The sequence below is a fragment of the Microbacterium sp. ZW T5_45 genome, from assembly GCF_044987415.1.
Taxonomy (GTDB): Bacteria; Actinomycetota; Actinomycetes; order Actinomycetales; family Microbacteriaceae; genus Microbacterium.
This window is the reverse complement of record NZ_JBJDRJ010000034.1, coordinates 19,652-44,436: the sequence shown is the minus strand read 5'-3', so window position 1 is coordinate 44,436 and position 24,785 is coordinate 19,652. Positions and strand designations below refer to the sequence as shown.

At 68.5% G+C, this 24,785-nt stretch carries 25 protein-coding genes; 5 read left to right on the top strand and 20 right to left on the bottom strand.

Features of this window, described 5'->3' with window-relative positions:
- Positions 1-20 precede the first annotated feature (20 nt).
- From ACI3KS_RS15555 to ACI3KS_RS15545, 3 genes are all read right to left on the bottom strand, one after another.
- A complete protein-coding gene (locus tag ACI3KS_RS15555) occupies positions 21-2,039 on the bottom strand; it encodes a cytochrome c oxidase assembly protein (RefSeq protein ID WP_404919449.1) in 2,019 nt (672 codons plus the stop codon).
- Positions 2,040-2,158: 119 nt separating this feature from the next.
- Complete coding sequence (locus ACI3KS_RS15550; RefSeq protein ID WP_017203554.1) at positions 2,159-2,446, bottom strand: HU family DNA-binding protein; 288 nt, start codon at positions 2,444-2,446, stop codon at positions 2,159-2,161.
- Positions 2,447-2,762: 316 nt separating this feature from the next.
- A complete protein-coding gene (locus ACI3KS_RS15545) occupies positions 2,763-3,347 on the bottom strand; it encodes a TetR/AcrR family transcriptional regulator (protein WP_404919448.1) in 585 nt (194 codons plus the stop codon).
- Between the two features lie 164 nt (positions 3,348-3,511).
- Here ACI3KS_RS15545 and ACI3KS_RS15540 point away from each other — a divergent pair, with 164 nt between their 5' ends.
- Complete coding sequence (locus ACI3KS_RS15540) at positions 3,512-4,339, top strand: alpha/beta hydrolase (protein ID WP_404919447.1); 828 nt, start codon at positions 3,512-3,514, stop codon at positions 4,337-4,339.
- A 133-nt stretch (positions 4,340-4,472) separates the two neighbouring features.
- Here ACI3KS_RS15540 and ACI3KS_RS15535 read toward each other — a convergent pair whose 3' ends face one another.
- The 16 genes from ACI3KS_RS15535 to ACI3KS_RS15460 form a co-directional block, all read right to left on the bottom strand.
- Positions 4,473-5,297 carry a DUF559 domain-containing protein gene (locus ACI3KS_RS15535; protein WP_404919446.1) on the bottom strand — a complete coding sequence of 275 codons (825 nt, stop codon included), beginning with the start codon at positions 5,295-5,297 and terminating at the stop codon, positions 4,473-4,475.
- Positions 5,298-5,558: 261 nt separating this feature from the next.
- Complete coding sequence (rpsN, locus tag ACI3KS_RS15530; RefSeq protein ID WP_017829734.1) at positions 5,559-5,864, bottom strand: 30S ribosomal protein S14; 306 nt, start codon at positions 5,862-5,864, stop codon at positions 5,559-5,561.
- Positions 5,865-5,867: 3 nt separating this feature from the next.
- The gene (rpmG, locus tag ACI3KS_RS15525) at positions 5,868-6,038 is read right to left on the bottom strand and encodes a 50S ribosomal protein L33 (RefSeq protein ID WP_045257250.1); all 171 of its coding nucleotides are present in this window, start codon (positions 6,036-6,038) and stop codon (positions 5,868-5,870) included.
- Positions 6,038-6,274: a 50S ribosomal protein L28 gene (gene rpmB, locus ACI3KS_RS15520; RefSeq protein ID WP_404919445.1), complete on the bottom strand. Its 237-nt coding sequence runs from the start codon at positions 6,272-6,274 to the stop codon at positions 6,038-6,040. Before rpmB ends, rpmG begins: the two co-directional genes overlap by 1 nt.
- A 214-nt stretch (positions 6,275-6,488) precedes the next feature.
- A complete protein-coding gene (locus ACI3KS_RS15515; protein WP_404919444.1) occupies positions 6,489-7,172 on the bottom strand; it encodes a DNA-3-methyladenine glycosylase in 684 nt (227 codons plus the stop codon).
- Between the two features lie 23 nt (positions 7,173-7,195).
- A complete protein-coding gene (locus ACI3KS_RS15510) occupies positions 7,196-8,962 on the bottom strand; it encodes an Ig-like domain-containing protein (protein WP_404919443.1) in 1,767 nt (588 codons plus the stop codon).
- Positions 8,952-9,722, bottom strand: a complete 771-nt coding sequence (locus ACI3KS_RS15505) for a TIGR03943 family putative permease subunit (protein WP_404919442.1) — start codon at positions 9,720-9,722, stop codon at positions 8,952-8,954. The genes ACI3KS_RS15510 and ACI3KS_RS15505 overlap by 11 nt, the downstream gene beginning before the upstream one ends.
- On the bottom strand, positions 9,715-10,740 hold the full coding sequence (locus ACI3KS_RS15500; RefSeq protein WP_404919441.1) for a permease: 1,026 nt from the start codon (positions 10,738-10,740) through the stop codon (positions 9,715-9,717). Before ACI3KS_RS15500 ends, ACI3KS_RS15505 begins: the two co-directional genes overlap by 8 nt.
- Positions 10,737-11,150, bottom strand: a complete 414-nt coding sequence (locus ACI3KS_RS15495) for a Fur family transcriptional regulator (RefSeq protein WP_404919440.1) — start codon at positions 11,148-11,150, stop codon at positions 10,737-10,739. The genes ACI3KS_RS15500 and ACI3KS_RS15495 overlap by 4 nt, the downstream gene beginning before the upstream one ends.
- Positions 11,151-11,362: 212 nt before the next feature.
- Positions 11,363-12,256: a metal ABC transporter permease gene (locus ACI3KS_RS15490; RefSeq protein WP_404919439.1), complete on the bottom strand. Its 894-nt coding sequence runs from the start codon at positions 12,254-12,256 to the stop codon at positions 11,363-11,365.
- Between the two features lie 217 nt (positions 12,257-12,473).
- On the bottom strand, positions 12,474-13,304 hold the full coding sequence (locus ACI3KS_RS15485) for a metal ABC transporter ATP-binding protein (RefSeq protein ID WP_404919438.1): 831 nt from the start codon (positions 13,302-13,304) through the stop codon (positions 12,474-12,476).
- On the bottom strand, positions 13,301-14,275 hold the full coding sequence (locus ACI3KS_RS15480; protein WP_404919437.1) for a metal ABC transporter solute-binding protein, Zn/Mn family: 975 nt from the start codon (positions 14,273-14,275) through the stop codon (positions 13,301-13,303). Before ACI3KS_RS15480 ends, ACI3KS_RS15485 begins: the two co-directional genes overlap by 4 nt.
- Positions 14,276-14,603: 328 nt before the next feature.
- The gene (locus ACI3KS_RS15475) at positions 14,604-16,334 is read right to left on the bottom strand and encodes a glycoside hydrolase family 13 protein (protein ID WP_404919436.1); all 1,731 of its coding nucleotides are present in this window, start codon (positions 16,332-16,334) and stop codon (positions 14,604-14,606) included.
- 74 nt (positions 16,335-16,408) lie between these two features.
- Positions 16,409-17,287 carry a carbohydrate ABC transporter permease gene (locus tag ACI3KS_RS15470; RefSeq protein WP_404919435.1) on the bottom strand — a complete coding sequence of 293 codons (879 nt, stop codon included), beginning with the start codon at positions 17,285-17,287 and terminating at the stop codon, positions 16,409-16,411.
- On the bottom strand, positions 17,287-18,198 hold the full coding sequence (locus ACI3KS_RS15465; protein WP_404919434.1) for a carbohydrate ABC transporter permease: 912 nt from the start codon (positions 18,196-18,198) through the stop codon (positions 17,287-17,289). Before ACI3KS_RS15465 ends, ACI3KS_RS15470 begins: the two co-directional genes overlap by 1 nt.
- On the bottom strand, positions 18,195-19,502 hold the full coding sequence (locus tag ACI3KS_RS15460; RefSeq protein WP_404919433.1) for an ABC transporter substrate-binding protein: 1,308 nt from the start codon (positions 19,500-19,502) through the stop codon (positions 18,195-18,197). Before ACI3KS_RS15460 ends, ACI3KS_RS15465 begins: the two co-directional genes overlap by 4 nt.
- Positions 19,503-19,581: 79 nt before the next feature.
- On the opposite strand from ACI3KS_RS15460, the gene ACI3KS_RS15455 reads away from it, so the two are divergent.
- From ACI3KS_RS15455 to ACI3KS_RS15445, 3 genes are all read left to right on the top strand, one after another.
- Entirely contained in the window at positions 19,582-20,805 is a 1,224-nt protein-coding gene (locus ACI3KS_RS15455; RefSeq protein WP_404919432.1) for an ROK family protein, read from the top strand.
- Positions 20,806-21,030: 225 nt separating this feature from the next.
- Positions 21,031-21,786 carry an SDR family NAD(P)-dependent oxidoreductase gene (locus ACI3KS_RS15450; protein WP_404919431.1) on the top strand — a complete coding sequence of 252 codons (756 nt, stop codon included), beginning with the start codon at positions 21,031-21,033 and terminating at the stop codon, positions 21,784-21,786.
- Between the two features lie 67 nt (positions 21,787-21,853).
- A complete protein-coding gene (locus ACI3KS_RS15445) occupies positions 21,854-22,450 on the top strand; it encodes a TetR/AcrR family transcriptional regulator (RefSeq protein WP_404919430.1) in 597 nt (198 codons plus the stop codon).
- Between the two features lie 43 nt (positions 22,451-22,493).
- On the opposite strand, the gene ACI3KS_RS15440 is transcribed toward ACI3KS_RS15445, so the two are convergent.
- Complete coding sequence (locus ACI3KS_RS15440; protein WP_404919429.1) at positions 22,494-23,291, bottom strand: IclR family transcriptional regulator; 798 nt, start codon at positions 23,289-23,291, stop codon at positions 22,494-22,496.
- A 122-nt stretch (positions 23,292-23,413) separates the two neighbouring features.
- On the opposite strand from ACI3KS_RS15440, the gene ACI3KS_RS15435 reads away from it, so the two are divergent.
- Positions 23,414-24,757, top strand: coding sequence for an MFS transporter (locus ACI3KS_RS15435; RefSeq protein ID WP_404919428.1), 1,344 nt, complete (start codon positions 23,414-23,416; stop codon positions 24,755-24,757).
- Positions 24,758-24,785: the final 28 nt, after the last annotated feature.

Sequence of the window (24,785 nt, the reverse complement as noted above, 5' to 3'; positions counted from 1 at the left end):
CGCTCAGGGCGGGTCGCGCGTCAGGATCGGGAGCCGGCCTCGCGCGCGGCCTCGCGACGGTCGCGCTCCGCGAGACGGGCGAGGCGCGCGTTGTACTCCTCGAGCTCGGCATCCCCCGTCCGATCCGCGTGCCGGTCCGCCCGCTTCTGCAGCTTGGTGTCGTTGCGGCTCCATTGGATCGCGACGGTGATCGCGAGGATCAGGGTCGGGATCTCGCCGATCGACCAGGCGATGCCTCCGCCGATGTACTGATCATCCATCGGGGCGGGCCCCCAGGCGCGCCCCATCGACCCGAACCAGTCGGCGACCATCAGCCCCTCCTGCATCATGATCGCCATGCCGAAGAACGCGTGCATCGCCATCACGGCGATGAGCGTGATCAGTCGCCCGGGGTAGGGCAGTCGGTACGGCACCGGGTCGACGCCGACGAGGCTCATCACGAACAGATATCCCGAGATGAGGAAGTGGATGGTCATCCACTCGTGTCCGAGATGCTCGTACATCGACCAGCGGACCAGGTCGGTGAAGTAGAACGCCCACAGCGACAGGATGAAGATCGCGGCGGCGACGAACGGATGCGTGACGACACGCGCGAACGGCGAGTGCACGGCCCACATGATCCACTCGCGGCCGCCGCGGGTGCCGTCGTCGCGCTTGTGGATCGCTCGCAGCGCGAGCGTGATCGGAGCGCCCGAGACGAGCAGCAGCGGGATGGCCATCGACAGCACCATGTGTCCGAGCATGTGCACGCTGAACAGGAACTCCTGGTACGCGTTGATCGGACCGCAGGTGACCCAGACCAGCAGCAGCATCCCGAGCACCCAGAACACCGTGCGGTGAATCGGCCAGCGGTCTCCCCGCCGGTGCATGCGCCAGACGCCCGCGAGGTAGAAGAACAGGCCGAGTGCGGCGGCGACGAGCCACAGCACGTCGACGTTCCACTGCGTGAACCAGCGGTCGATCGTGAACTCCGGCGGCAGCTGCGTGCCGGTGAGGTTCTGTGCCGGCGTCTGGACGAAGACGTCGGCCTCGTCGCCGGCGGGAGGCGCGGTGCGCGCGAGCGCGGATGCCGCACCGGAGGCGAGCCCCATGAGGGCGACCTCGCACAGCACGAGCATCCAGAACCAGCGGGCCGGCTGCGCGCTCTCGAGTCTCGGGATGAGACGGACGCGGTACCAGGCGCCGAGCATCCCCATCCCGATCAGCAGCACGGCCTTCGCGAGAAGGATGCCGCCGTAGGGGGTCCACAGGGCGTCCCAGCTGCCCAGCGCGACGATCGACCGCGTCAGGCCGGAGAAGGCGACGACGGCGAACGCCGCGATCGCGAGGGTCGAATAGCGCCGCACGAGATCGGCGATCGGCACATCGCGGAGACCGCGTACGAGCACGAGCAGCAGCAGACCGCCCAGCCAGACGGCGGCGCCCACCGTGTGCAGCAGGATCGAATTGACCGCGATGTTGTGCCCGGCGAGCGAGCCGGAGTGCCCCTGCGTGGCGAGGGGAAGGAACGATGCCGCGGCGAGGATCGCCGTGAGCAGCGTCGCGGTCCACGAGCGCCAGGCGAACACGAGCACCGTGATGACGGATCCCATCACGGTCGTGATGAGCCAGGACTGGCCGAGGGGGACCTTCAGCAGGAAGTCGCCGAGTTGGGCGCCGAACAGCGGATCGGCGCTCAGCTTCGGGTTGAAGGCGTCCATGAAGGTGAGGAACCCGGTCGCCCCCGCCGAGACGGTGAAGAGGGCGGCGCCCGCCGACGACACGTTCAGCGCGGTGTCGAAGGACTTCTCGCCGCTGCGCAGGGCGAACAGCGCGAGCACGAGGGATCCCAGCATCGCTGCCGCTGCGACGTTCATGACGAGCTTCACGATCGGCAACGACCAGCGGACGAACGGCGTGCCCCCGCCGATGAGAAGAGGATCCGCGCCGCCGCCGTAGGCGAGGGCGATCAGCACGCCGACGATCGCGGCGATCGTGAGGATGCCGAGGCCTGCCAGACGGTACGCCGAAGGCACTGTCTGCGCGGGTCGGGTGCTCATCCTTCCAGCCTAAGCCGCGCAAGGGCGGTGACCGACCGGCATCCGGCCGCCGGGACCCGCTCCCCGAACGCGCGAAGGCCGCCGCCCGAGGGGCGACGGCCTTCGCAGAAGAAGCGGTCTTACTTGACGGCTGCCTTCAGCTTGGAGCCGGCGGTCACCTTGACGCGCTTGCCAGCGGGGATCTTGATCTCGGCGCCGGTCTGCGGGTTGCGGCCCGTGCGAGCGGCCGTGTCGACCTGCTCGAACGAGATCCAGCCCGGGATGGAGACCTTGCTGCCCTTGGCGACAGCGTCGGAGACCGTGGCGAAGAGGGAGTCGAGGACACCGGAGACGGTGGCCTGGCTCTGGCCCGTGGCGGAAGCGATGCTCGCGACGAGCTCGGTCTTGGTGATGGACTTGTCAGCCATGTCATCCTCCAGCGACGAGGATCCCGTCGCATCGTTGTGTGTGGTGGAGCGGATGCTCCTGGTCGAGTGACCGCCTTGAATGTACCAACCACCACGGACTTTTCCGCGTCATTTCGCGGATTTTGCCCGAATTCAAGGCGTGTCGCGCCACTTTTGCCACTTCAGTCACAGGATTCGGGGGTTCCGGACGGTCCTTCCGCGGGGAGGACACCCGGCTCGTGCGCCCGCACGTCGGGAGGAGAACCCGCACTCGGGCGGAGGAATCCCCCCAGAACCTCAGCCTGAACGTGAGTTCTCCTCCCGAACGTGAGAGGGCTCAGCGCGCCCGGTGCGCCTCGATCACCGAGCGCGCGGTGCGCTCGAAGGCGGGCGCGACGCGGGCGTCGCCATCGAGATATCCACCGGCGAGCGCTGCGTCGCGCAGAAGGACGAGCGATGCTGCAGCATCCGCAGGGCTCTCCAGCCCTGCCGCCTCCGAGACCTCCTCGAGCGTGGCACGGAACCATTCGCGATGCTCGGCGATGAGCTCGCGCACCGGGCCTGTGGCGTCCGGGTACTCGGCGGCAGCGTTGATGAACGGGCAGCCGCGGGTGTGGTGCTCGCGGATGTCCGAGGCGATCCCCTCGATCACGGCGTCCAACAGCTGATCCGGGTCGGACACCGCCGATCCCGCCTCGGCGAACAGCATCCGGAGCATCTCGTCCTCGTTTCGGAGGTAGGCGAGCACGAGCTCCTCCTTGCCGCCGAACTGCTTGTAGAGAGTCGCCCTGGTCACCTCCGCCTCGCCGATGATGCGGTCGACGCCGACCGCATGGATGCCCTCCTCGTAGAACAGGCGCGTGGCGGCGTCGATGAGGCGGGCTCTGGCAGGGCTGGGGCGCTTCGAGGTCGTGGCGTTCATGATCGGTCCTCTCTCATCGTGGCATCGACCCGCGGCATCCGCGCGCGGCTTTTCGTGGTCCGTGAGATTTCTTCTCGGAATGATTGCGATAGATAGAACGTTCGGTCTACTATCAGCATACAGCACCCGCACACGGCGGGTTCGGAACCGAAGGAGAAGAACACATGAGCAGCACCGAGAAGACCCCGATCGTCCTGATCCACGGACTGTGGATGACGCCGAAGAGCTGGGACACCTGGGCAGAGCGGTTCCGCGCGAAGGGCCACGAGGTGATCGTCCCCGGTTGGCCCGGGATCGATGACCGCACCGTCGCCGACATCCGCCGCGACCCGTCGGCCCTGAAGGGCATCGGTCTGAAGGAGATCGCCGACCACTACGAGCGGATCATCCGAGCCTTGCCTGTGAAGCCGATCATCATGGGCCACTCCTTCGGCGGCGTGATCACGCAGATGCTCGCCGACCGCGGACTCGGGTCCGCCTACGTGGGCGTCGCACCCGGGCAGACCGCAGGAGTCACCGCCCTCCCGCTCTCGACCCTGTGGACCGGCACCCCGATCCTGTCGAACCCCTTCGGCCGCAACGGTGCGAAGCCGCTGTCGAAGCGGCACTTCCACTTCACCTTCGGCAACGACCTGTCGCGTGCGGCATCCGACGAGCTGTGGGAGCAGTACGCCGTGAACTCCTACAACCGGGTGTTCTTCGAGGGCGTGACCTCGGTGCTGAACGAGAAGGGCGGAGTGACGCACGTCGACTATGCCAGGGCCGATCGTGCTCCCCTGCTGCTGATCGCCGGCGAGATCGACCACGTCGTGCCGCCGGCCATCGTGCGGGCCATCGAGAAGAAGTACCGCGCGACCGGCAGCCCCTCGGTCGTCGAGCGCATCGAGTACCCCGGTCGCACCCACCGTCTCGTCAGTCAGGACGGCTGGGAGGAGATCGCGGATGCTGCGCTGAACTGGTCCGTCTCCCATGCAGGCGCCGCAGTCGCGTGACTCGCGTGTGCGGTTCTGCGGTCGGCGATCCTCCGTTCGGGAGGGAAACTCGCGTTCGGGCTGAGATTGCAGCGGGAATCCTCAGCCCGAGCGGGAGTCTTCCTCCCGAACAGGTGCTGCCGGCCTCGACGGCTCACGCCGCGAGGTGAAGACGCTGTCCGATGGCGGCGAGGATGATGCGCTGCACCTCGGGCCACTGGTTCATGAGCTGGTCATACCCGATGCGGATGACGTGAAATCCATGGAGCTTCAGCAACGCATCGTGGGTGATGTCGCTGGTCCGCTGAGGACCGACATGATGACCGCCGTCGATCTGGATCACGAGCCTTTCGCCGATGAGGAAGTCGACGGTGTGGCCGAGTATCCACACCTGCGGGGTGATCGGAACCTTCAGCCAGCGCAGTCTCGTCCGGAGAATCGTCTCGGTACCGGCATCCGCGAACGGGCGGGCGTCGTCGAGCAGCCGCCTGGCCGTCGGCGGGAGCGGAAGGCGCGCCAGGATGCCGGGATCCACCGCTCCGCCACGCAGCGCGGATTCCCACGTGGCCAACGCGCTCTCGTACGGCTGGCACTTCGAGATGATGACCAGCGCATTCTCGAGCGAGTCCTCGCAGGAGTCGGGGTCACGCTCGACGAGTGGGGCGTTCCAATGGATGACACCTCGCGTCGTCGTCACATGACCGGCGGTCGGAGGCGCGGCGACATGCGGCTCACTCGCGTCGAGCACCCAGAGACCTCGCCGTGCGGCGAGGGTCACACAGCTGAGCACGACGCCTCGACGAGCAGCCGCCACCAGGTGCGGATCAGCGCCGGGCAAAGCGACCCATCCCCGCCGCACGGAGACGATTCGACCCTGCTCCCGCGCTCTGCGCAGCGCGTGGACCGAGACTCCGGCGCGGCGAAGTGCTTCGACACGCGCGACCCCTTCACGAACCATCAACGCAGCGACCGGATCCATGCGTCGATGATGCTCGCTGCGCGCATCCCCCTCGCCCCCGGAACGCGGACTCCGGGGACAGAAACCCGGAATGCCGATTTGTGCACGAATGGTGTCGCCCGCACCACGGGAGGGAAACTCGCACTCGGGCTGAAGCATCCCTCACTTTCCTCAGCCCGAACGCGAGTTCTCCTCCCGAACGTGAGCCCGCTGCAGCGGCATACCCCGCACACAGAAAGGGGCGAGGATCCGAAGATCCTCGCCCCTTTCAGAGTGCGATGCTTACCAGCTCGACTTGGTCACACCGGGCAGCTCGCCACGGTGTGCCATGTCACGGAAGCGGACACGCGAGATGCCGAACTTCGTGAGGACACCGCGGGGGCGGCCGTCGATGACGTCGCGCGAACGCACGCGAGCCGGCGACGCGTTGCGCGGCAGCTTCTGCAGGCCGACGCGAGCGGCCTCGCGGGCCTCGTCGGTGGCGTTCGGGTCGACCAGGGTCTTCTTCAGCTCGGCGCGACGCTCGGCGTAACGCTCGACGATGACCTTGCGCTGCTCGTTGCGAGCGATCTTGCTCTTCTTAGCCATTGATCAACGCTCCTCTCGGAATTCGACGTGCTGACGGATGACCGGGTCGTACTTCTTCAGCACGAGGCGGTCGGGGGTGTTGCGGCGGTTCTTCTTCGTGACGTAGGTGTAACCCGTGCCCGCGGTCGAACGCAGCTTGATGATCGGACGGATGTCCTGAGCCTTTTTGGCCATTAGAGCTTCATACCCTTCGCCTGGAGGTCCTTGACCACGTTCTCGATGCCGCGGACGTCGATCACCTTGATGCCCTTGGCGGACACGTTGAGCGTGATCTTACGACCGAGCGACGGAACGAAATACGTCTTCTTCTGCACGTTCGGGTCGAAGCGGCGCTTCGTCCGGCGGTGCGAGTGCGAAACGTTGTGACCGAAGCCGGGAACAGCACCGGTCACCTGGCACACTGCGGCCATGATGTGACTCCTTCTCTACCGTGAGGCCGGACGGCCTCACCCAAGATCCCTTGTCTGCGCGCCACCCACCACCAGCCGATTTCTCGGATACGAAGAGGGAGGCACACGAACTACGCACAGGAGTGTGCGCAGACAAAGAGTCAGCCTAGCACGGATCGGTGTTCAGACCCGCACGGCCTCCCGCTCGGATGCCGCCACGGGGGCGCGCGCCCCGTCAGACGCCGTCGAGCTCGGCCTGAGCCGCCTGCGCGCCGCGCCCCCAGCGGAACGGCGAGACGCTCGGGTCGCCCGCGATCCAGAAACGCCAAGGGAAGGCATCCGTGCCGGCGAGCCCCGCGACGCCCACCCGCGGGCCCGACGCGATGTCGGAGAGCGGATGCCCCAGCCAGAGTTCTGCGGTCGCGCCGTGCCACTCGGCGCCGGTGATCGCATCGATGCCGTCGTGCAGCGGATGCCGCAGCCCCGAAGCCTGACCGAAACGCCCAGGTCCGCGGGCGAGATCCCTCCGGGCCGTGGTGCTCAGGGGCGGCTCTGCACGGCGCCGACGCGCGGCGGCATCCGCTCCGTGCACCACCTCGCCCGCCCGCAGCAGGATTCCGCCGGCCTGTCCCTCCGGCCCCGAGACGACGTTCACACAGGAGTGGATGCCGTGGCTCAGATACACGTAGAGGTGACCGGGCTCGCCCCACATGGTCGCATTGCGGGCCGTGCGGCCCATCCGGGCGTGCGATCCCGGGTCGGGCACCGCGCCCGTGCCGCTGCCGTGATAGGCCTCGACCTCGGTGATGCGCAGGCGCACCTCCTCGCCGGCGACGAACGTGCGCAGCTCTCCGCCGAGCAGCAGGGGCGCGACCTCGATCGGGAGCCCCGCGAGGTCTTCGCGAACGGCGCGGCGCATCAGTACTGGGGCGCGGTCGCGCATCAGTACTGGGGCGCGGTCGCGCACCAGGAGGCGTCGAAGCCGGTGAGAGCGACGAGCTCGTCACCCGACCGCAGATCGATGATGTGCGTCTCGATCGTCTGCGGCAGGGGCAGAAGCATCTGGTCGTAGCGGTTGGTGGTGAGATCCGGTGCGATCGAGACCGCCGCGTACTGCCCGCTCGGCGAGGCGCACGCCTGCAGGATCGTGTCGGTGCCGGCGACCTCGGCGATCTTCGTGGCGGTGCCGTCGTCGTCGACGCGGACGATCGCCTGCCCCTCCGGGAGACCGTCGGCGCCGTAGGAGGCGACGTGCCGCAGCGTACCGCCGGGGAAGGGAACGATCGAGCTCGCGGTGCCGAAGTCGGGGTTCGAGGCCTCGAGCGGCGCCTCGGAGCCGTCGGCGAGATTGAGCTCGACGATCGAGAGGTCGAGGCGCTGGACCAGCGCGGTGTACGTGCCGCGCGAGACCCCCAGGATGTCGGAGGCGAGCCCCAGGGACTGCACGCCCGCATCGCTGGAGTGGTCGATCAGCGACAGCGCGCCGTCGAAGTCGATGAACAGCATGGCGGCAGAGTCGGGCACGAACTGCCACACGAGGATGTTCGCCTCGGTGTCGCCGACCTCGGCGATCTCGGGCTCGCCCTCGCCCGACAGCGACTGCGTCACGAGCACGCTCGCTCGGCCCTGCGTATCGCTGAGATCCTCATCGGAGTAGGTGTAGCCGACCAATCCGCCGCGTTCCGAGACCTGGATCGAGCCGATGTAGCCCTTGCCCGGAAGCTCGAGCTCGCGCTCGTCGCTGCCGTCGCGCTTCATGACGTAGAGCTTGGAGAGGTCGTCCTCCTCGACCGAGACCACGAGCTGGGTGGCCGTCGCACGGAAATCGTCGATCTTGTCGGCCGCGAACACGGGCACGCCCTCACCGGCGAGGTCGGTGCGGAAGATCTTGTCCTCGCCATCGGGATCGCGGTTCAGGATGAAGAGGGAGGACTCGGGCGTGGTGAAGCTCGTCGAGAGGGTGGCGCTCGGGCCGCCGCCGGTGGACGTCACGTCGGCGACGGTGACGGTGTAGGTCGTGGAGTCGTCGAGCGGGACGGTGAAGCGGATGCCGACGCCGCGGCCCGCCGCATCGAGCGTGAAGGGAACGGCCGGGTCGATCGTGACCTGCGACTCGTCGATCGCGGAGAGCGACTGGTTCGCGGTGAGGATCAGCCGGCTGCCGCTGGATTCGATCGCATGCTGCGCGTCGACCTGCACCTCGGAGATGCGCGGTCCCTGCGTGAGGCTGACGACCCCGAGTCCGGCGCCGACGAGGACGAGGATGCCGAGTACCGCGCCGAGCGCGATGAGGAACCGCCGGTTCCGCGGGGCCTCTCCCCCGGTCGTTGAGCGAGCGGAGCGAGACGAAACGCCCCCCTCGTCCAGAACCGACGAGGAAGAAGCTTCCGCACCGGTCTCTTCCCCACCGGTCGTTGAGCGAGCGAAGCGAGACGAAACGCCCCCCTCGTCCAGAACCGACGAGGAAGAAGCTTCCGCACCGGGCACTTCCCCACCGGTTGCTGAGCGAGCGGTCTCGCCGCCACCGGTTCCTGAGCGAGCGAAGCGAGACGAAGGGCGCTCAGGGACCGGAGAAAGGGGCTCGGCGTCTGCGGTCGCCGGCGCGACGGCATCCGCTTCCGCCGCCGCGGCCGCCTCGCGCGCGGCGCGCATCTCGGCACGCGTGCGCGGAACGGCGGGCGCCTCGGGGCGCTCGTCGTCAGTACTCATAGGGCTCCTCCGGCTCGTCGATCGCCTCGACCGAGGTCGGGTCGACGTGCAGTGCGCCGTCGGCGCCCTCCTTGACGGTGCCCGTGACCTGCACCCACTGGCCGGTGTCGTACTCGCCCGCCTCGATCGTGACCGGCACGTTCGCGGGCTGGGCGTCGATCACGCAGTGCGTGATGACCAGGCGCGTGAGGTTCACGCCGTCGCCGTCCGCGGGAGTGATGAAGCCCGTCAGAGTGACGGTCGTCCCGTCGTATGACGCGGTGTTCGTCGAGGTGGCGAAGACGCTGGCCCAGTCGCCGATGCCGAACGTGCTCGTGTCGGCGACGCCGAGAGTGACGTCGTCGGCTCCGGCGAACAGGGCGGAGGACTCCCCCGCGCGCGACATCGCCAGTTCGACCGAGAGGGATGCCGGCGGCAGCACGAGCGCGGCGACGACGACGCCCGAGGCGATCACGCCGCCGGTGACGGTCGCCGTGGTACCGATCGCGCTGCTCGACCCGTGATCGTGCCCGTGGTCGTGCCCGTCCTCCTCGCCGAGCGGCAGGGTGAACGACCACACCGCGCCGATGAGCGTGACGACGGCGGCCGCGCAGGCGAACCAGACCGACTCGGGGCTGATGTAGAGCGTGAGACGGCCGGTGACGCCGAGCCCGAGCGTGACGACCGAGAGCACGGCGGCGAGACCGATGCCGAGCCAGCGAGCGCCCAGCAGGCGGGCGCGCGAGGGTGCGTGGTCGTGATCGTGGACGTGGTCAGACAAAGACGTTCACCCCGATCCCGATCGCGAAGGCCGCGAGCACGACCACGGCGACGATGCCGGCGAGCGTGCGGGTCGTGAAGGTCGTGCGCATGAGCGCGAGCATCTTCACGTCGACGAGGGGTCCGACGAGCAGGAAGGCGACGATCGCCCCCGCGGAGAAGGTCGAGGCGAACGAGAGGACGAAGAAGGAGTCGACGTTCGAGCAGATCGCGACCGTGATCGCGAGCGCCATCATCGCGATGATCGACAGCACGGGGTTCGACCCGATGGCCAGCAGCACGTCGCGCGGGATGAGCACCTGCACGGCGCCGGCGAGAGCCGAGCCGATCACGAGGGCCGGCATGACGGCGCGCAGCTCGACGAGGAACTGGGTGAGGCTGCGTCGCACCGGTGTCCCCGGCTCGTGCGACACGCGCTCGCAGGTGTCGATGAAGCGCTGCGTGAGCATGGCGTCGGGCGAGGGGTGGCGGCTGTAGAGCCAGCCGATGAGGTTCGCGATCAGGTAGCCGCCGACGAGTCGGGCGACGAGGATGCCGTCATCGAAGCCGAACGCGGCGTGCGTCGTGAGGATCACGATCGGGTTCACGATCGGCGCGGCGATGAGGAACGTCATCGCTTCGCTGGGAGCGAGGCCGCGCATCATCAGACCGCGGGCGAAGGGCACGTTGCCGCACTCGCACACGGGGATCAGCATCCCGAGCAGCGAGAGCACCGCGCGGCGGGCCCAGGCCCGCTTCGGCAGCCAGCGGTGGATGACGTCGGCCGGCAGCCAGACCTGCACGACGATCGAGAGCAGCACGCCGAGCACGACGAACGGCAGCGCCTCGATGAGCACGCTCATCGCGAGCGTCAGACCGTCCTGCACGCGGTTCGGCAGCGAGGCCGTGTAGAGCGTGGGCAGGAAGCCGTCGACGAGGAACAGGGCGATGACGATCGCGGCACCGAGTCCGATGCCGATCCACGGAGACCGCGGTGGACGGCTCAGGCGCTGTGCGCGCGGCGCGGTCGCCGTGCTCACGCGGTGGCTTTCGCGGCCGCGGCCTTGTTGGTGCAGGGAGCGCAGAGTCCGAAGATGTCGACGACGTGCGCGGCATCCGTGAATCCGTGCAGTGCGGCGGTGCGATGCGCCCACTGCTCGACGTCGGTGGCCTCGATCTCGACCGTGAGTCCGCAGTTGCGGCAGATCAGGTGGTGGTGGTGGCCCTGCGTGGTGCAGGCACGGTAGAGGGCCTCACCCTCGGGACTCTGCAACGAGTCGGCGTCGCCGGATGCGGCGAGCCCGGCGAGCGCGCGATACACGGTCGCGAGGCCGATGCCGGTGTTCTCCTCACGGAGGCCGGCGTGCAGGCTCTGCGCGCTGACGAATCCGCGGGCGTCGGCTAGCGCTTCGCGCACGCGTTCGCGCTGCCAGGTGTTCCGCTGAGCCATGTAAAGAATCCTAGTTCGTCAGGGCTTATTCGGCGCTGGGAGCCTCCGCCGGCCGCTTCTTTCACTCGCGTGCGCGCACCGAGCGCACGGGATCTTCGCGCTCCGCAGGACATCCACGCACCGAGTGCACGGGAACCCACCGAGTGCACAGCATCCTGACGCCAATACGCCGTGCACTCGCCGAGTGCACGCGAAGTCGACAAGGGCGAGCGCTATGCCCGCACGCGCCGCACGCCGCCCCGCGCGCGCTGGACCAGCCAGCAGATCCCGTAGATGAGGAACGACAGCGTGGTGATGTAGGGGCTCACCGGCAGCGTGCCGGCGAGAGCCAGCAGGATGCCGCCGACCGCGGCCGTGAAGCCGAACAGCGCAGCGAGCACCGGCACCACGACCGGCCCTGCTGCCACCCGCATCGCCGCAGCGGCGGGCGTCACGAGCAGGGCCATCACGAGCAGGGCGCCGATGATGTGCACCGCGACCGCGACGATCAGCCCCAGCAGCACCATGAACACGAGGCTCACGAGGCGTGTCGGCACGCCTCGTGCGGCGGCGGACTCCGGGTCGAGCGAGTCGAATCGGAGCGGGTTCCACATGAGCAGCAGTCCGAGCAGCACGACGACGCTGATGCCGATCAGCCAGCCGAGGTCGGGGCTCGACACCGACACGATCTGGCCGGTGAGCAGGCTGAATCGGTTGGCGCTGCGGCCCTCGTACAGAGACAGGAACAGGATGCCGAGACCGAGGCCGAACGGCATGAGCACGCCGACGATCGAGTTGCGATCGCGGGCCTTCGCCCCGAGCACGCCGATGAGTATGGCGGCGACGAGGGCGCCGCCGAGCGATCCGGCCACGACGCTGCCGCCGAACAGCAGCGCCGCCGCCGCACCGGCGAACGACAACTCGCTCACTCCGTGCACGGCGAAGGCGAGGTCGCGCTGCATCACGAACACGCCGATCAGGCCTCCGACGAGTCCGAGCACCGCTCCGGCGATGATCGAGTTCGCGAGCAGGGCCACGAGGGCGCCGTAGTCCTGGAAGGAGAAGACGTCGCTCCAGTCCACGGCCGAGACGATGCCGGTCGAGACGAGGCCGATCGCGGGGCTCATGCGGCTGCGCCTTTCACGAATTGCGGTGATTCCCGACTTCTGCGGCCAGAATCCGCGATCAAGGCCGCAGAAATCGACAGCATCCGCAGTTCTTGCGCCGCGATCCCGGCTGCGGCCGACAGCATCCGCGGCCTCTGCCACCCGAATCGAGCTGCGGCCGACAGCATCCGCTCGTCGTGCCCCGCAGCTCCGGCTGCCATCAGCACCCGCTCGCCACTCATGCGGCGCTCCCGTGCTCGTGCTCCTCGTCATCGTGATGATGGTGGGGCTCGGTGTCGGGCACTCCGACCACCACGAGCCGGTCGCCGGCGCGCAGCACGAACACGGGCGTGCCATACAGGTCGGTGAGCACTCGGGTCTGCAGCACCTCGTCGGGCGTGCCGAGCAGGAACCGCCCATTGGCGATGTAGAGGATCCGGTCGACACGGCCGAGGATCGGGTTGATGTCGTGGGTGACGAACAGCACCGCGGCGTCACGCTCGCGGCGCTGCCGGTCGATGATGTCGGTCACCGCGACCTGGTTGGCGAGGTCGAGCGCCGAGAGCGGCTCATCGCAGAGCAGCAGCGAGGGCTCATCGGCGAGGGCTTGCCCCACCCGGAGCCGCTGCTGCTCGCCCCCCGAGAGAAGCCCGACCCGGCGGTCGGCATAGTGCGAGGCGCCGACCGCGTCGAGCAGCCGGTCGACCTTCGCGCGATCCCCGCGGTGCGGCAGAGGAAGGCCGAAGCGGCTGCCCTGCACGCCCAGGGCGACGAGATCGCGCGCTCGCATGCTCGTGTCGGGGGCGATCGCGCGCTGCTGCGGGATGTACCCGATGCGACGGTTGCCCCGCCGGACCGGTTCGCCGTCGACGCGGATGCTGCCGGCCGACAGCGGCTGGAGGCCCAGGATGCTGCGCAGCAACGTGGTCTTGCCCGATCCCGACGGACCGAGCACGGCGATGAACTCTCCGGCCTCGACCCGCAGATCGAGACCGGACCACAGTTCGCGGTTGCCGCGCTGCAGGGCGGCGCCGGTCACCTCGAGGACGGGGACCTTCCCGCCGGTCACGGGGCGACGGCGGCGGCGAGGCTCTGGATCGCGTCACTCATCCACTCAGAGTACGACGATCCGTCGTCGAGCAGCTCCGAGAAGGCGACGACGGGGATGCCGGCGTCCTCCGCAGCATCCTGCACCTTCTGCGTCTCGGCCCCCGCGGTCTGGGCGGTCGTGAGCACGGCGGCGACATCGCCGGACTCGACGACGTTCAGTGTCTCGAGCAGGGTCGCGGGGGCGACATCGGTGCCCTCCTCGACGGACTCCGCGAAGCCCTCCGGGGTCACATCGGTGAGGCCGGCGGCCTCGGCGAGGTAGCCGGGCAGCGGCTCGGTGATGATCACGTTCGCACCGGCCGCCTCGGCCTTGAGGGTCTCGAGATCACCCTCGAAGCCCTCGATCTCGGTGTTCAGCGCGGCGGCTGCGGCCTCGAAGTCGGCCTGGCCGTCGGGGTCGAGCTCGGTGAGCTCGGCGGCGATCGCCTCGACGACGTGGCTCACCGTGTGCGGGTCGAACCAGACGTGCTCGTTGAAGCCCTCGAGGTGGTCGTGACCCTCTTCTTCGGTGTGGTCGTGAGCGTGATCCTCGCCTTCTTCCTCGTCGTGACCCTCGTTCTCGGGGTAGTCGTGCGAGTACTCCACGGCCGTGATGACGGCGGGGTCCTGCGCATCGGCGAGCAGCGAGTCGATGAACGAGTCGTATCCGCCGCCGTTCTCGATCACGAGGTCGGCACCCTGCACGGTCAGGCGGTCGCGCGCCGTGGCCTCGTAGGAGTGCGGGTCCTTGGCGGCGTTGTCGATGATCGAGGTGACCTCGACGCGGTCTCCGCCGATCTGAGCGGCGAGCGCGCCGTAGACGTTGGTGCTCGCGACGACCGTGATCAGGCCGCTGTCGTCGCCCTCTCCCGCCGCGGGAGTGGACGAGCATCCGGCCAGCGCGAGGGCGGCGGCGGATGCGAGGGCGAGAGCGATCACGGGCTTCTTCATGAGAGACACTCTACGCGCTAATGAGAACCATTATCAAACCGAGGCCTGTTCCTGTCCCCACCCCACTTTGGGTGCCGACACGCCAGAAGCAGGACGGCGTCGGCGAACCGGGCCTCGAACTGGCGTGTCGGCCCCCGAAGTGGTGGTTTCGAACGGGCCCGCGCCGCAGCCCCGCGGGACCAGCCGAGACGAAACGCGGAAAGGAGGACGAAACGCGGAAAGGATGACGAAACGCGGAAAGGATGACGAATCGCGGATGCCTTCGGGCGAAGCATCCGCGATTCGTCAGGTCAGGCGGGGGTCGTCACCCGCTCACGCACTGGCCCCGTCAGGCCGCCGAGGCGGGCGCGATCCAGACCGTGGTCTCACCGGGAAGCGAGGAGCCGTCGACGTGGCCGAGCACGACGTCCGCAGCATCCGCCCCCAGGTCGAAGGGCTCGGTGCCGAAGTTCGTCACGATCTGCCAGCCGTTCGGGCGCGCGAAGCGCAGTACGTCGGCGCGGCCGGTCTCGATCCACTCGAGCGACTCCTCCGCCTGCAGCGCACGGCGCAGCCGCAGAGCCTCCCGGTAGAGCGACAGCGTCGAACCGGCATCCGCCGCCTCGGTCTCGACCGCGTACTCGGCGAACCAGGCGGGCTGGGGCAGATGCGCGCCGCCCGCGCCGAATCCGAACGAGGGGCCGGATGCCGTCCACGGCAGCGGCACGCGGCATCCGTCGCGCCCCAGGCGGTCGAACTCGGAGCCGCGGAAGAAGCCGGGATCCTGCCGTTGCTCTGGTGCGATCTCGGCCACCTCGTGCAGGCCGAGCTCCTCACCCTGGTACAGGTAGGCGCTGCCGGGAAGGCCCAGCATCAGCAGGGTCGCCGCGTGCGCGCGGCGCAGCCCGCCCTCGCGATCGAGCTGGTCCTCGGGACCGCCGGCCTCGACCCACTCGGTGCCCTGCTTGACGGCGCGGCCGTTCAGCGGCTCGAGACCGTAGCGGGTCGCGTGGCGGGTGACGTCGTGGTTCGACAGCACCCACGTCGTCGACGATCCTGTGTTCGCCGCCTGGGCCAGGTTGTCGGAGATGATCTCCCGGAACGACGGCGCATCGAAGTCCGCGACGAGCAGATCGAAGTTGAAGGCCTGCCCCAGCCCCTCGGCCGAGGCGTACCGCGCACGGCGCTCGGGCGTGCTGACCCAGGCCTCGGCGACGGCGGTGCGGGGCGGGTCGTAGGAGTTGAAGACCCGACGCCACTCGGCGTAGATCTCGTGCACGTCGTCGCGGTCGATCAGCGGATGGTTGCCGTCGTGGGGCAGCGCGTCGAGCTCGGCGCGACTCGGCAGCGGCTCGGACAGATCCTTCGTCAGCATGTGGGCGACGTCGATGCGGAAGCCGTCGACACCGCGGTCCGACCAGAACCGCAGAGTGGTGAGGAAGTCCTCGCGCACCTCGGGGTTGTCCCAATTGAGGTCGGGCTGCTCGACGGCGAAATTGTGGAAGTACCACTGGCCGTCCTCGACGCGCTCCCATGCAGACCCTCCGAACACCGACACCCAGTCGGTGGGCGGCTCGGCGCCCTCGGGCCCGGTCCCCTCGCGGAAGATGTACCGCTCGCGTGCGGCGGATCCGCGCCCCGCGGCGAGCGCCTCCTGGAACCACGCGTGCAGATTCGAGGTGTGGTTGGGGACGATGTCGACGACGACCCGGATGCCGCGCTGGTGCAGCGCCGTGACCATCTCGTCGAAGTCCGCCAGCGTTCCCAGTCGGGGGTCGACGTCGCGGTAGTCGGCGACGTCGTAGCCGCCGTCGGCGAGGGCCGAGGGGTAGAACGGGCTCAGCCACACCGCGTCGATGCCGAGCTCGGCGAGGTAGTCGGCGCGCGACACGATGCCGGGGATGTCGCCGATGCCGTCGCCGTCCGCGTCCGCGAAGCTGCGCGGATAGATCTGGTAGACGGCGGCCTGGCGCCACCAGGCCGCGTCGGCAGCGGCGATGTCGGCATCCGTGCGGTTCTCGACGGCGCTGTTCTCGGCGCTGTTCTCGGCGCTGTTCTCGACCGTGGTCACGTCGGTCATGAGGGGTACTGCTCCTTCTTCTCCGTTGATGATCTTTGCGGGGCCCTTCGTCTCGCTCAGGGACTGAGGCGGGGTCACCCCTTGACGGCTCCCTGCGTCACGCCCTCCATGACCCAGCGCTGCGTGAACAGGTAGGCCACGATCGCGGGAGCCATCGCCATGAGGTACGAGGCGAACGAGACGTTGTAGTTGTTGCTGAACTGGGTCTGGAACAGGTTCTGGCGCACCGGCAGGGTCTGCAGCGCCGGATCGGAGATGATGAGCGACGGCATCATGAAGTCGTTCCACGCGTAGAGGAACGCGAAGATGCCGACCGTGGCGCTCATCGGCGCGAGCAGCGGGAAGATCAGCTGCCAGAACGTCTGCCACGTCGTCGCACCGTCGATGCGGGCGCTCTCCTCGAGCTCGAGCGGGATCGATCGCAGGAACGCGGTGAACAGCAGCACGCTGAAGCTCAGCTGGAACATCGTCGCGAGGATGATGACGCCGAACGGGTTATCGAGTCCGACGCGTCCGGTGAGCTGGATCTGCGGCAGGGCGACCACCGGGAACGGGATGAACATGGCCGCGAGCAGGTAGAAGAACGACCAGCGGAAGAGCTTCCTGTCCCAGTTCCGCACGATCGCGTACGACGCGAAGGCCGCGAGCACGATCGTGGCGATCACGGTGCCCGCCGTGACGAGCAGAGAGATGCCCGCACCGACCGGGAACTTCGTGAGGTTCCAGGCCTCGACGAAGCCCTCGATGCTGAACGGCGACGGCAGGGAGAACGCGTTGCCGTCGACCGCCTGGTTCGTGGTCTTGAACGCCATCGAGATCGTGACGTACAGCGGCAGCAGCACCGTCACGGCGCACAGGATGAGGATGATCGTCCCCGACCAGTTCACGCGCTCCATGCGCACGTGGCGCCGGCGGCCGGAGGCCGGGATGGTGGTGAGTGTCTCCGTCGACATCAGAGTGCGTTCCTTCCGCGATTCACGGACAGCTGGAGCAGGGCGATGAGGATGGCGACGATGAAGAAGATCGTCGCGTTCGCCATCTGGTAGGCGTAGTCGCCGCCGTTGAAGCCCGCGATGATCGTCATCGCGACGCTGCGGGTGGCGGTGCCGGGGCCGCCGTTGGTGAGGCCGATGATGATGTCGTAGGCGTTCAGGAAGCCCTTGAACCCCAGGATGATGTTGATCACCACGTACCCGGCGACCAGCGGCACCGTGATGCGGGTGAGCTGCTGGGCCTTGTTCGCGCCGTCGATCGACGCCGCTTCGTAGACCTCGCCCGGCACTGACAGCAGGCCCGCGATGTAGATCAGCAGCGTGCCGGGCACGGCTTGCCAGGCCGTCACGATCACGATCGCGACCCAGGCGAGATCGGGGTTGGCGAGCAGGCTCGTCTCGAGCCACGGGATCCCGGTGGCGGCACCCGCGGCGGGGATGGAGTTCGAGAAGAGGAAGTTGAAGACGTAGGCGATGATGATGCCCGAGATCACCATCGGGATCACGAAGATCGTGCGGAGGCCGGTCTTGAAGCGGATGCGCGAGGTGAGACCCACCGCGAGCAGGAAGGCGATCACGTTCACGACGATCACGGTCGCGATCGAGAACCCGAAGGTGAAGAGGTAGCTCTGCAGGATCGCCGGGTCGCTGAACATCGCGATGTAGTTCGTCAGCCCGTTGAAGCTCCAATCGCCGATGCCGATCGAGTCGGTGAAGCTGAAGAAGATGCCCATGACACCCGGCACGGTGATCGCCAGCGTGAACAGCACCAGGGTGGGCAGCAGGAACAGGTAGTAGATCGGCTCGACGCGACGCGAACTGCGGCGCACCGTGCGGTCACCCGAGGTGACGATCGTGGATGTGGTGCTCATTCGCCCGACTCCTCTGACTTCACGACCGGTGCGCGGAACGCGATCCGCGCCCAGTCGGCATCCATGGTCCGCAGCGTCGACTGCGCGTCGGCACCCAGCACGATCGCCTGGGCGTAGTTGAAGACCGGCAGCGTCTTGGGCACCAGCACCGACGGCCCCTGGTAGATCTGCCCGCTGTCGTAGTACTCGGTCATGCCGGCGATCCGAGGGTCGCTGGGCGTCGGAGCATCCGTCGTCGGGGTGAATCCGAGCTGGGACTCGTTGTACGCCTCGATGTTCTCGGGCTCGTAGAGGAACTCGAGGAAGTCCCGCGCGGCGTCCTGGTGACGCGAGCCCTCGGGGATCATCGCGGCGAGGTCCATGTTGACGCGCACCGCGAGGTCGGAGGCGTCGTCGGTCATCGGCAGCGGGAACGTGCCGAGCTGCAGATCGGGAGCCGTCTTGGCGATCTCGCTGAACGCCCACGGTCCTTGCAGGTACATCGCCGCCTCGCCCTTCGAGAAGGCGAGGTTGCCGTCTCCGTAGCCGCGACTCGCGGCATCCTCGTTCACATACGTCGAGGCGAGCTCGGTCATCCGGTCGAGCGGCTCGGCGAAGTCCTTCTGGAACGAGACGGCGGAGTCCGCGCCGACCTCGGTGCCCTCGGCGTTCATCTCATCGAAGAAGTCGATGATGTCGACCGACCCGCCGATCGCATAGTCGTACCAGCCCTGACCGACGGTCCAGTCGTCCTTGAAGGTGCCGTAGAACGGCGTGATGCCCGCTGCCTGCAGCTGCTCGCACACGGCGATCAGCTCATCCCAGGTCTGCGGGACGTCGAGACCCTGCTGGTCGAAGATCTCCTGGTTGTAGATGACGGATGCCGCCATCACCGAGTACGGCAGCGCGCTCGTGCGCCCCTCGCAGGATCCGTACTGGTCCATGAGCGGCTGCAGGTCCTCACGGACCGATGCGGCGGCATCCGTCTCGGAGAGATCGGTCAGCGCGCAGCGCTGCACGAAGCGCGCCACCTCGAAGTTGTAGTTGGCGAGCATGATGTCGGGCGGGTTGCCGCGGACGAAGCTCGCGGAGACGACGTCGACGCCCGAGGTGTCGATCTCGACGCGGACGTCGTCCTGCGAGGCGTTGTACTCCGCCACGAGGTCGTTCATGAACGCGATGGCCTCGCGTTTGCTGAACGTGAAGCGGATGGTCTCGCGACCGTCGCCGCCCGCGCAGCCGGCGAGCGCACCCACCAGCAGCAGTGCGGTCGCGCCCGCAGCGAGACGTAGGGGTTTCACAGACACCGTCGTCCTCCGAGTCATAGATCCGTAGACTAAATCTAGTGAGCGAATTTACTCCGCTCAGCGGTACTCTCTCATTCGAGGAGAGGTCAGGTCAAGCGTGGTGACAGAAACGTCGGCCGGTCTCGGCACGGGGCGCGCGAGCGTCGGCTCCATGCTCGAGTTCGCCTGGACGGCCGGGGTGTTCACGGCGACCGACGCGATGTCGGCGACCTCGCTGACCCGCTCGACCGCGATCGATGCGGTCGACATCCTGCTCGACGCCGGCATCCTCGTCGAGCATCCCAACGCCCGCGCCGTCGGCTCCTATCGATCCGGCAGGCCCGCCCGACGCTTCTCGCTCTCGCCGGAGCTCGGTGTCGTGGTCGGCATCGACGCCGGCGACACGCATCTGGCGATCACCGTGGCCGATCCTCTCGAGACCACGCTCGTGCATCGGCGCACCGATCTCGACAGTGCGCACAGTCCGCAGGAACGGCGCACGGTCATCCTCGCGGAGCTGCAGCGGGCACTCGACGAGGCGGATCGCACGCGCGACGACGTGCTGTCGATATGCGCCGGGGTCGCTGCCCCGGTGAACCGCAAAGGCGTCTCGCCCCCGCACCCCGACGGGTTCTGGGAGCGGACGAACCCCGGACTCGCCGAGGCGCTGCGAGAGTGGGCGCCGATCGTCGAGGTCAAGAACGACGCCCTCCTGGCGGCGGTCGCAGAGGGCGCGCAGGGCGCGGCGATCGGATGCCGTGACTACGTGGCCCTGCTCGCCGGGGAGCGGTTCGGCGGCGGAGTCGTCGTCGACGGGCATCTGCTGCACGGCGCGCACGGCGGCGTCGGAGAGGGTGTCGTGTTCGATCACGTCGTGGGCGTCGAGTCGGCGGTCGGCCTCGGCTATGCACTGCAGGACGCGGTGCGCGACGGCGTCGCCGACGGGTCGATCCCGGCGACCGGCGCGGTCGGGCGGATGGCGGATGCCGAGCCCATCGATCCGCGTGCGGTGCTGGCGCTCGCCTCGGAGGGAGATGCGGATGCTGTGCTCGTGAGCACGCGCGTCGGAGCGTCGGTGGCCCGCATCGTCGGCGTGCTCGGCAGCATGTACGACCCCGCGAAGGTCATCGTCTGCGGCGGGGTCGCGGCGAGCATCGAGCCGGTGCTGGCCGCCGCGCGCGCCGTGCTCCCAGAGCAGCTCCATCTGCCGGCGCCGGATCTGATCGCGTCCTCGCTGGGCGTCGAGGTCGTCTCGCTGGGCGCGGTCGCCAGCGCACGTCGCGCCGCGCGTGAGCGCTCGGTGCCGATGCTCGCCGAGGGGCGCCTGCGTCGCAGAAGCTGACACCCGGCGTATCCGTTGACGTCGCCGCGCGGGCGACGTCGACGAGATGCGGAAGCGATGACGAATCGCGGATGCTCTCGCGCGACAGCATCCGGGAATCGTCATGCCGTCCGGGAATCGTCGCGCGAACGAATTATTTATCGATCAGTACGGAATAAGACACTCACCCTCGCCGTTCCTCCTTTCATTGCGTACCGAACGGTACAGAATTGAAAGGAAGACATCATGGGAGACCTCCAGAACAAGACCGCACTCGTGACCGGGGGCACTTCGGGCATCGGACTCGCGGTGGTGCGCCGCTTCGTGGCGGAGGGCGCGCACGTGTTCGTGGCCGGTCGCTCGTCGGACAAGCTGGCGGCCGTATCGGATGAGCTCGGCGTCGACGTCACGGCCGTGCAGGGCGATGTGTCGCGACCGGGCGGGCTCGACGCCGTGTTCCAGGCGATCGCCGAGCGCGGTGCAGGACTGGACGCCGTGTTCGCGAACGCCGGAGGGGGCGAGTTCGCAGCGATCGAGGACATCACCTGGGAGCACTTCACCACGACCTTCGAGTCGAACGTCGGCGGCGTGATCCTCACCGTGCAGACGGCCCTGCCGCACCTGAACGCGAACGCGAACGCGGCGATCGTGCTCACCTCGTCGAACATCGACGTCAAGGCAAGCCCCGCGTTCAGCGTCTACGCCGCGTCCAAGGCCGCGATCCGCAGCTTCGCGCGCAGCTGGGCCGCAGAGCTCGTCGATCGCGGCATCCGGGTGAACTCCGTCGCCCCCGGCCCCATCGCGACGCCCGGACTCAGCGGTCTCGCCGCAGAACCCGAGCAGGCCGATGCGCTGCTGGGCGGACTGGCCGCTGGCGTGCCGATGCGTCGACTGGGCTCGCCCGAGGAGATCGCCGAGGCCGTGCTCTACCTCGCGTCGCCGCGGAGTTCGTACGTGACGGGCACCGACCTGTACGTCGACGGCGGGGCCAGCCAGGTCTGACCGCTCGCCGACTCGCCTAAGTTGGAGATCGGCGGAGGACGTGGAGATCGGCAGATGGAGGCGACGGATGGCGACGAGGGGCAGGCCCCGCGGCTTCGACGCGGACGAGGCGCTCGACAGAGCCATCGAGGTGTTCTGGCGCCAGGGGTACGAGGGCACGAGCCTGACCGATCTCACCGAGGCGATGGGCATCAACCGTCCGAGCCTCTACCGGGCCTTCGGCAGCAAGGAGGAGACCTTCAAGCTGGCCGTCGACCGATACGCCAGGGTCGATATGGCCTACGTCGCCGACGCCCTCGCCGAGCCCACGGCATACGGCACGGCGAGGCGCTACCTGCTCGACAACGTCGACGCCATCACCATGCCGGGGCGGCCGCCCGGATGCCTGTCGATCCAGGGCGGCCTGGCGGTGTCACCCGATGATGCGGAGATCGTCCGCTACCTCGAGGAGCGTCGGGCGGACGGCACGGCGGCCTTCGCCGCCCGCTTCGAGGCCGCTGTCCGCGCCGGCGACCTCGGCGCCGACGAGGATCCGCAGGAGCTCGCGCGCTACCTCACGACGGTCTCGGCCGGTCTCGCCGTCCAGGCGGCGGCCGGGACCGGGCGCGAGGAGCTCCGGCGGGTCGCGGAGCGCGCGCTGCGCGCCTTTCCACGCGGGGCGTAGCCGCCGGTTCTCTCGGCACCCACAGGGGATGCCGTGCCCCGCATCAGTCGGAAGTGTGCGGCGACCTCTCGGCGACGAGCCCCATGTCACGGCGCATCCGCACGACGACCCGGCGCAGCGGTTCGGCCATCGAGTGCGGCCACGTCTCATCGGTCCGGCTCGTGGGCATCGTGATGCTCAGCGCCGCCGCGACACCCGTCTCCTCCGGCCAGGTGAGTGGCATGGCCACGCACCGGCATCCGTCGATGAACTCCTCGTCGTCCACGAAGAACCCCAGATTTCGCCCCCGCGAGATCGCCGCGAGGATCTCGTCCGGATCCGTGATCGTCCTGGCGGTCAGCCGCGGGATCGCCACCTGCTGCAGGCGCCGACGGGCGTCCTCGTCGCTCAAGGTGCTCAGCAGCGCCTTGCCGATGCCGGTGGCGTGCGCGTGCAGACGCATGCCGACGTTCGAGGCGAGCCGCATCGGATTCGGCGAGGGACTGATCGCGATGTACACGTTCTCGACGCCTTCGAGGCGCGCCATCTGCACCGTCTCACCGGTCTCGTCCGTGAGCTCGGCCATGAGCGCCGGACCGTTGTCGAGCAGCAGACGGTGACCGTCGTAGCGCTGCCCGATCTGCCAGGCCTTCAGGCCCAGCGAGTAGCGCTTGCGCGCAGGATCGAACTCCACCCACCCGGCGGCGACGAGCGTCCGTAGCAGTCCGTGCGCGCTCGACCGGGGCAGCGATAGCGCCGTGACGAGCTCGGGGAAGGTCAGCCCCTCGGCATCCGCCAGGTGCTCGATGATCTCCAGCGCGCGCCCTGCGGACTTCACCGCGCCGGTCTCGGGTTCCGTCATGCGCCCTCCAGATGGGTTGTGCGGCCAGATGCGATGTGTCACACTATCGCGCGTTCAGGTCTGGGACACTCAGTTCACATACGTGAACGCATTGGATACCCCCTCGTCAATGGAGATGCCCGATGTCCACTCAGTCCCCCGCGCGGCCCGAGCTCGCCGCGATCGTCCGCAAGGTCACGCTCCGGCTGATCCCGATCCTTCTGCTCATGTACATCCTCGCGTTCCTCGACCGCGCCAATCTCGGCTTCGCCAAGGTCGCCTGGCAGGCCGACACCGGCATCTCCGATGCCGCCTACGCCCTGGGCGCGGGGATCTTCTTCCTCGGCTACGCCCTCTTCGAGGTCCCCTCGAACCTCATCATGCGCCGGGTCGGCGCCAAGATCTGGCTCGCCCGCATCATGGTGTCCTGGGGCATCGTCTCCGCCCTCATGGTCTTCGCCACCAACGAGTGGATCTTCTACGCCCTCCGCGTGCTCCTCGGCATCACCGAGGCCGGCTTCTTCCCCGGCGTCATCCTCTTCCTCACGTACTGGATCCCGCTGAGGTTCCGCGCCCGCGTCAACGGCCTGTTCTACTTCGGCGCGCCGCTCGCCTTCATCTTCGGCGGCCCGCTGTCCGGCGTCCTGCTCGACCTCGACGGCAAGGTCGGCATCCACGGCTGGCAGCTGATGTTCCTCATCACCGGAATCCTCACCGTGCTCGTCGGCATCCTCGCGTTCTTCTACCTCGACAACGGCCCGAAGGATGCGAAGTGGCTCAGCGAGAGCGAGCGCTCCACCCTTCTCGGTGCCCTCGAGGAGGAGGACAGCGCCAAGCAGAACCACTCGCCGCGCGGCGCCCTGCGCGCTCTCGGAAACCCCGTCGTGCTCTACTTCGCCGCCATCTACCTCACGATCCAGATGAGCGTCTACGGCGTGACCTTCTACCTGCCCACCCAGATCGCCACGATCGTCGGCAAGCCCGTCGGTCTCGAGGTCGGCCTCCTCACGGCCGTCCCGTGGACCTTCGCCCTGATCATCACCTTCGTGCTCTCGCGCCTCGCCGACAGCACCGGCCAGCGCCGGCTGGTCGCCACCTGCGCGCTCGCGGCGGCCGGCCTCGGCATCGTGCTCTCCGCCGTCATCCAGGACCCGATCGTCGCCCTCGCCGCGCTCAGCGTCGGCGCAGCCGGGTTCATCTCCGTGCAGCCCGTGTTCTGGACGCTTCCCACGTCGTTCCTGCTCGGCGCCGCCGCCGCGAGCGGCATCGCGCTCATCAACTCGCTCGGCAGCCTCGGCGGATTCCTCGCCCCGATCCTCAAGAACTGGGCGGACGCGACCTTCGGCGACAGCGCCGGGCTCATCGTGCTCGCCTCGATCGCCCTGATCGGCGCAGCACTGATCGCGCTCAGCCGCATCGTCAGCCCCGCCGTCCGCGAGAACGACGGCGTCGGACTCGACGCTGCAGCGCCCGCCGGGCGACGCTGACCCGCTGCACAGACTTCCGCACAGACAA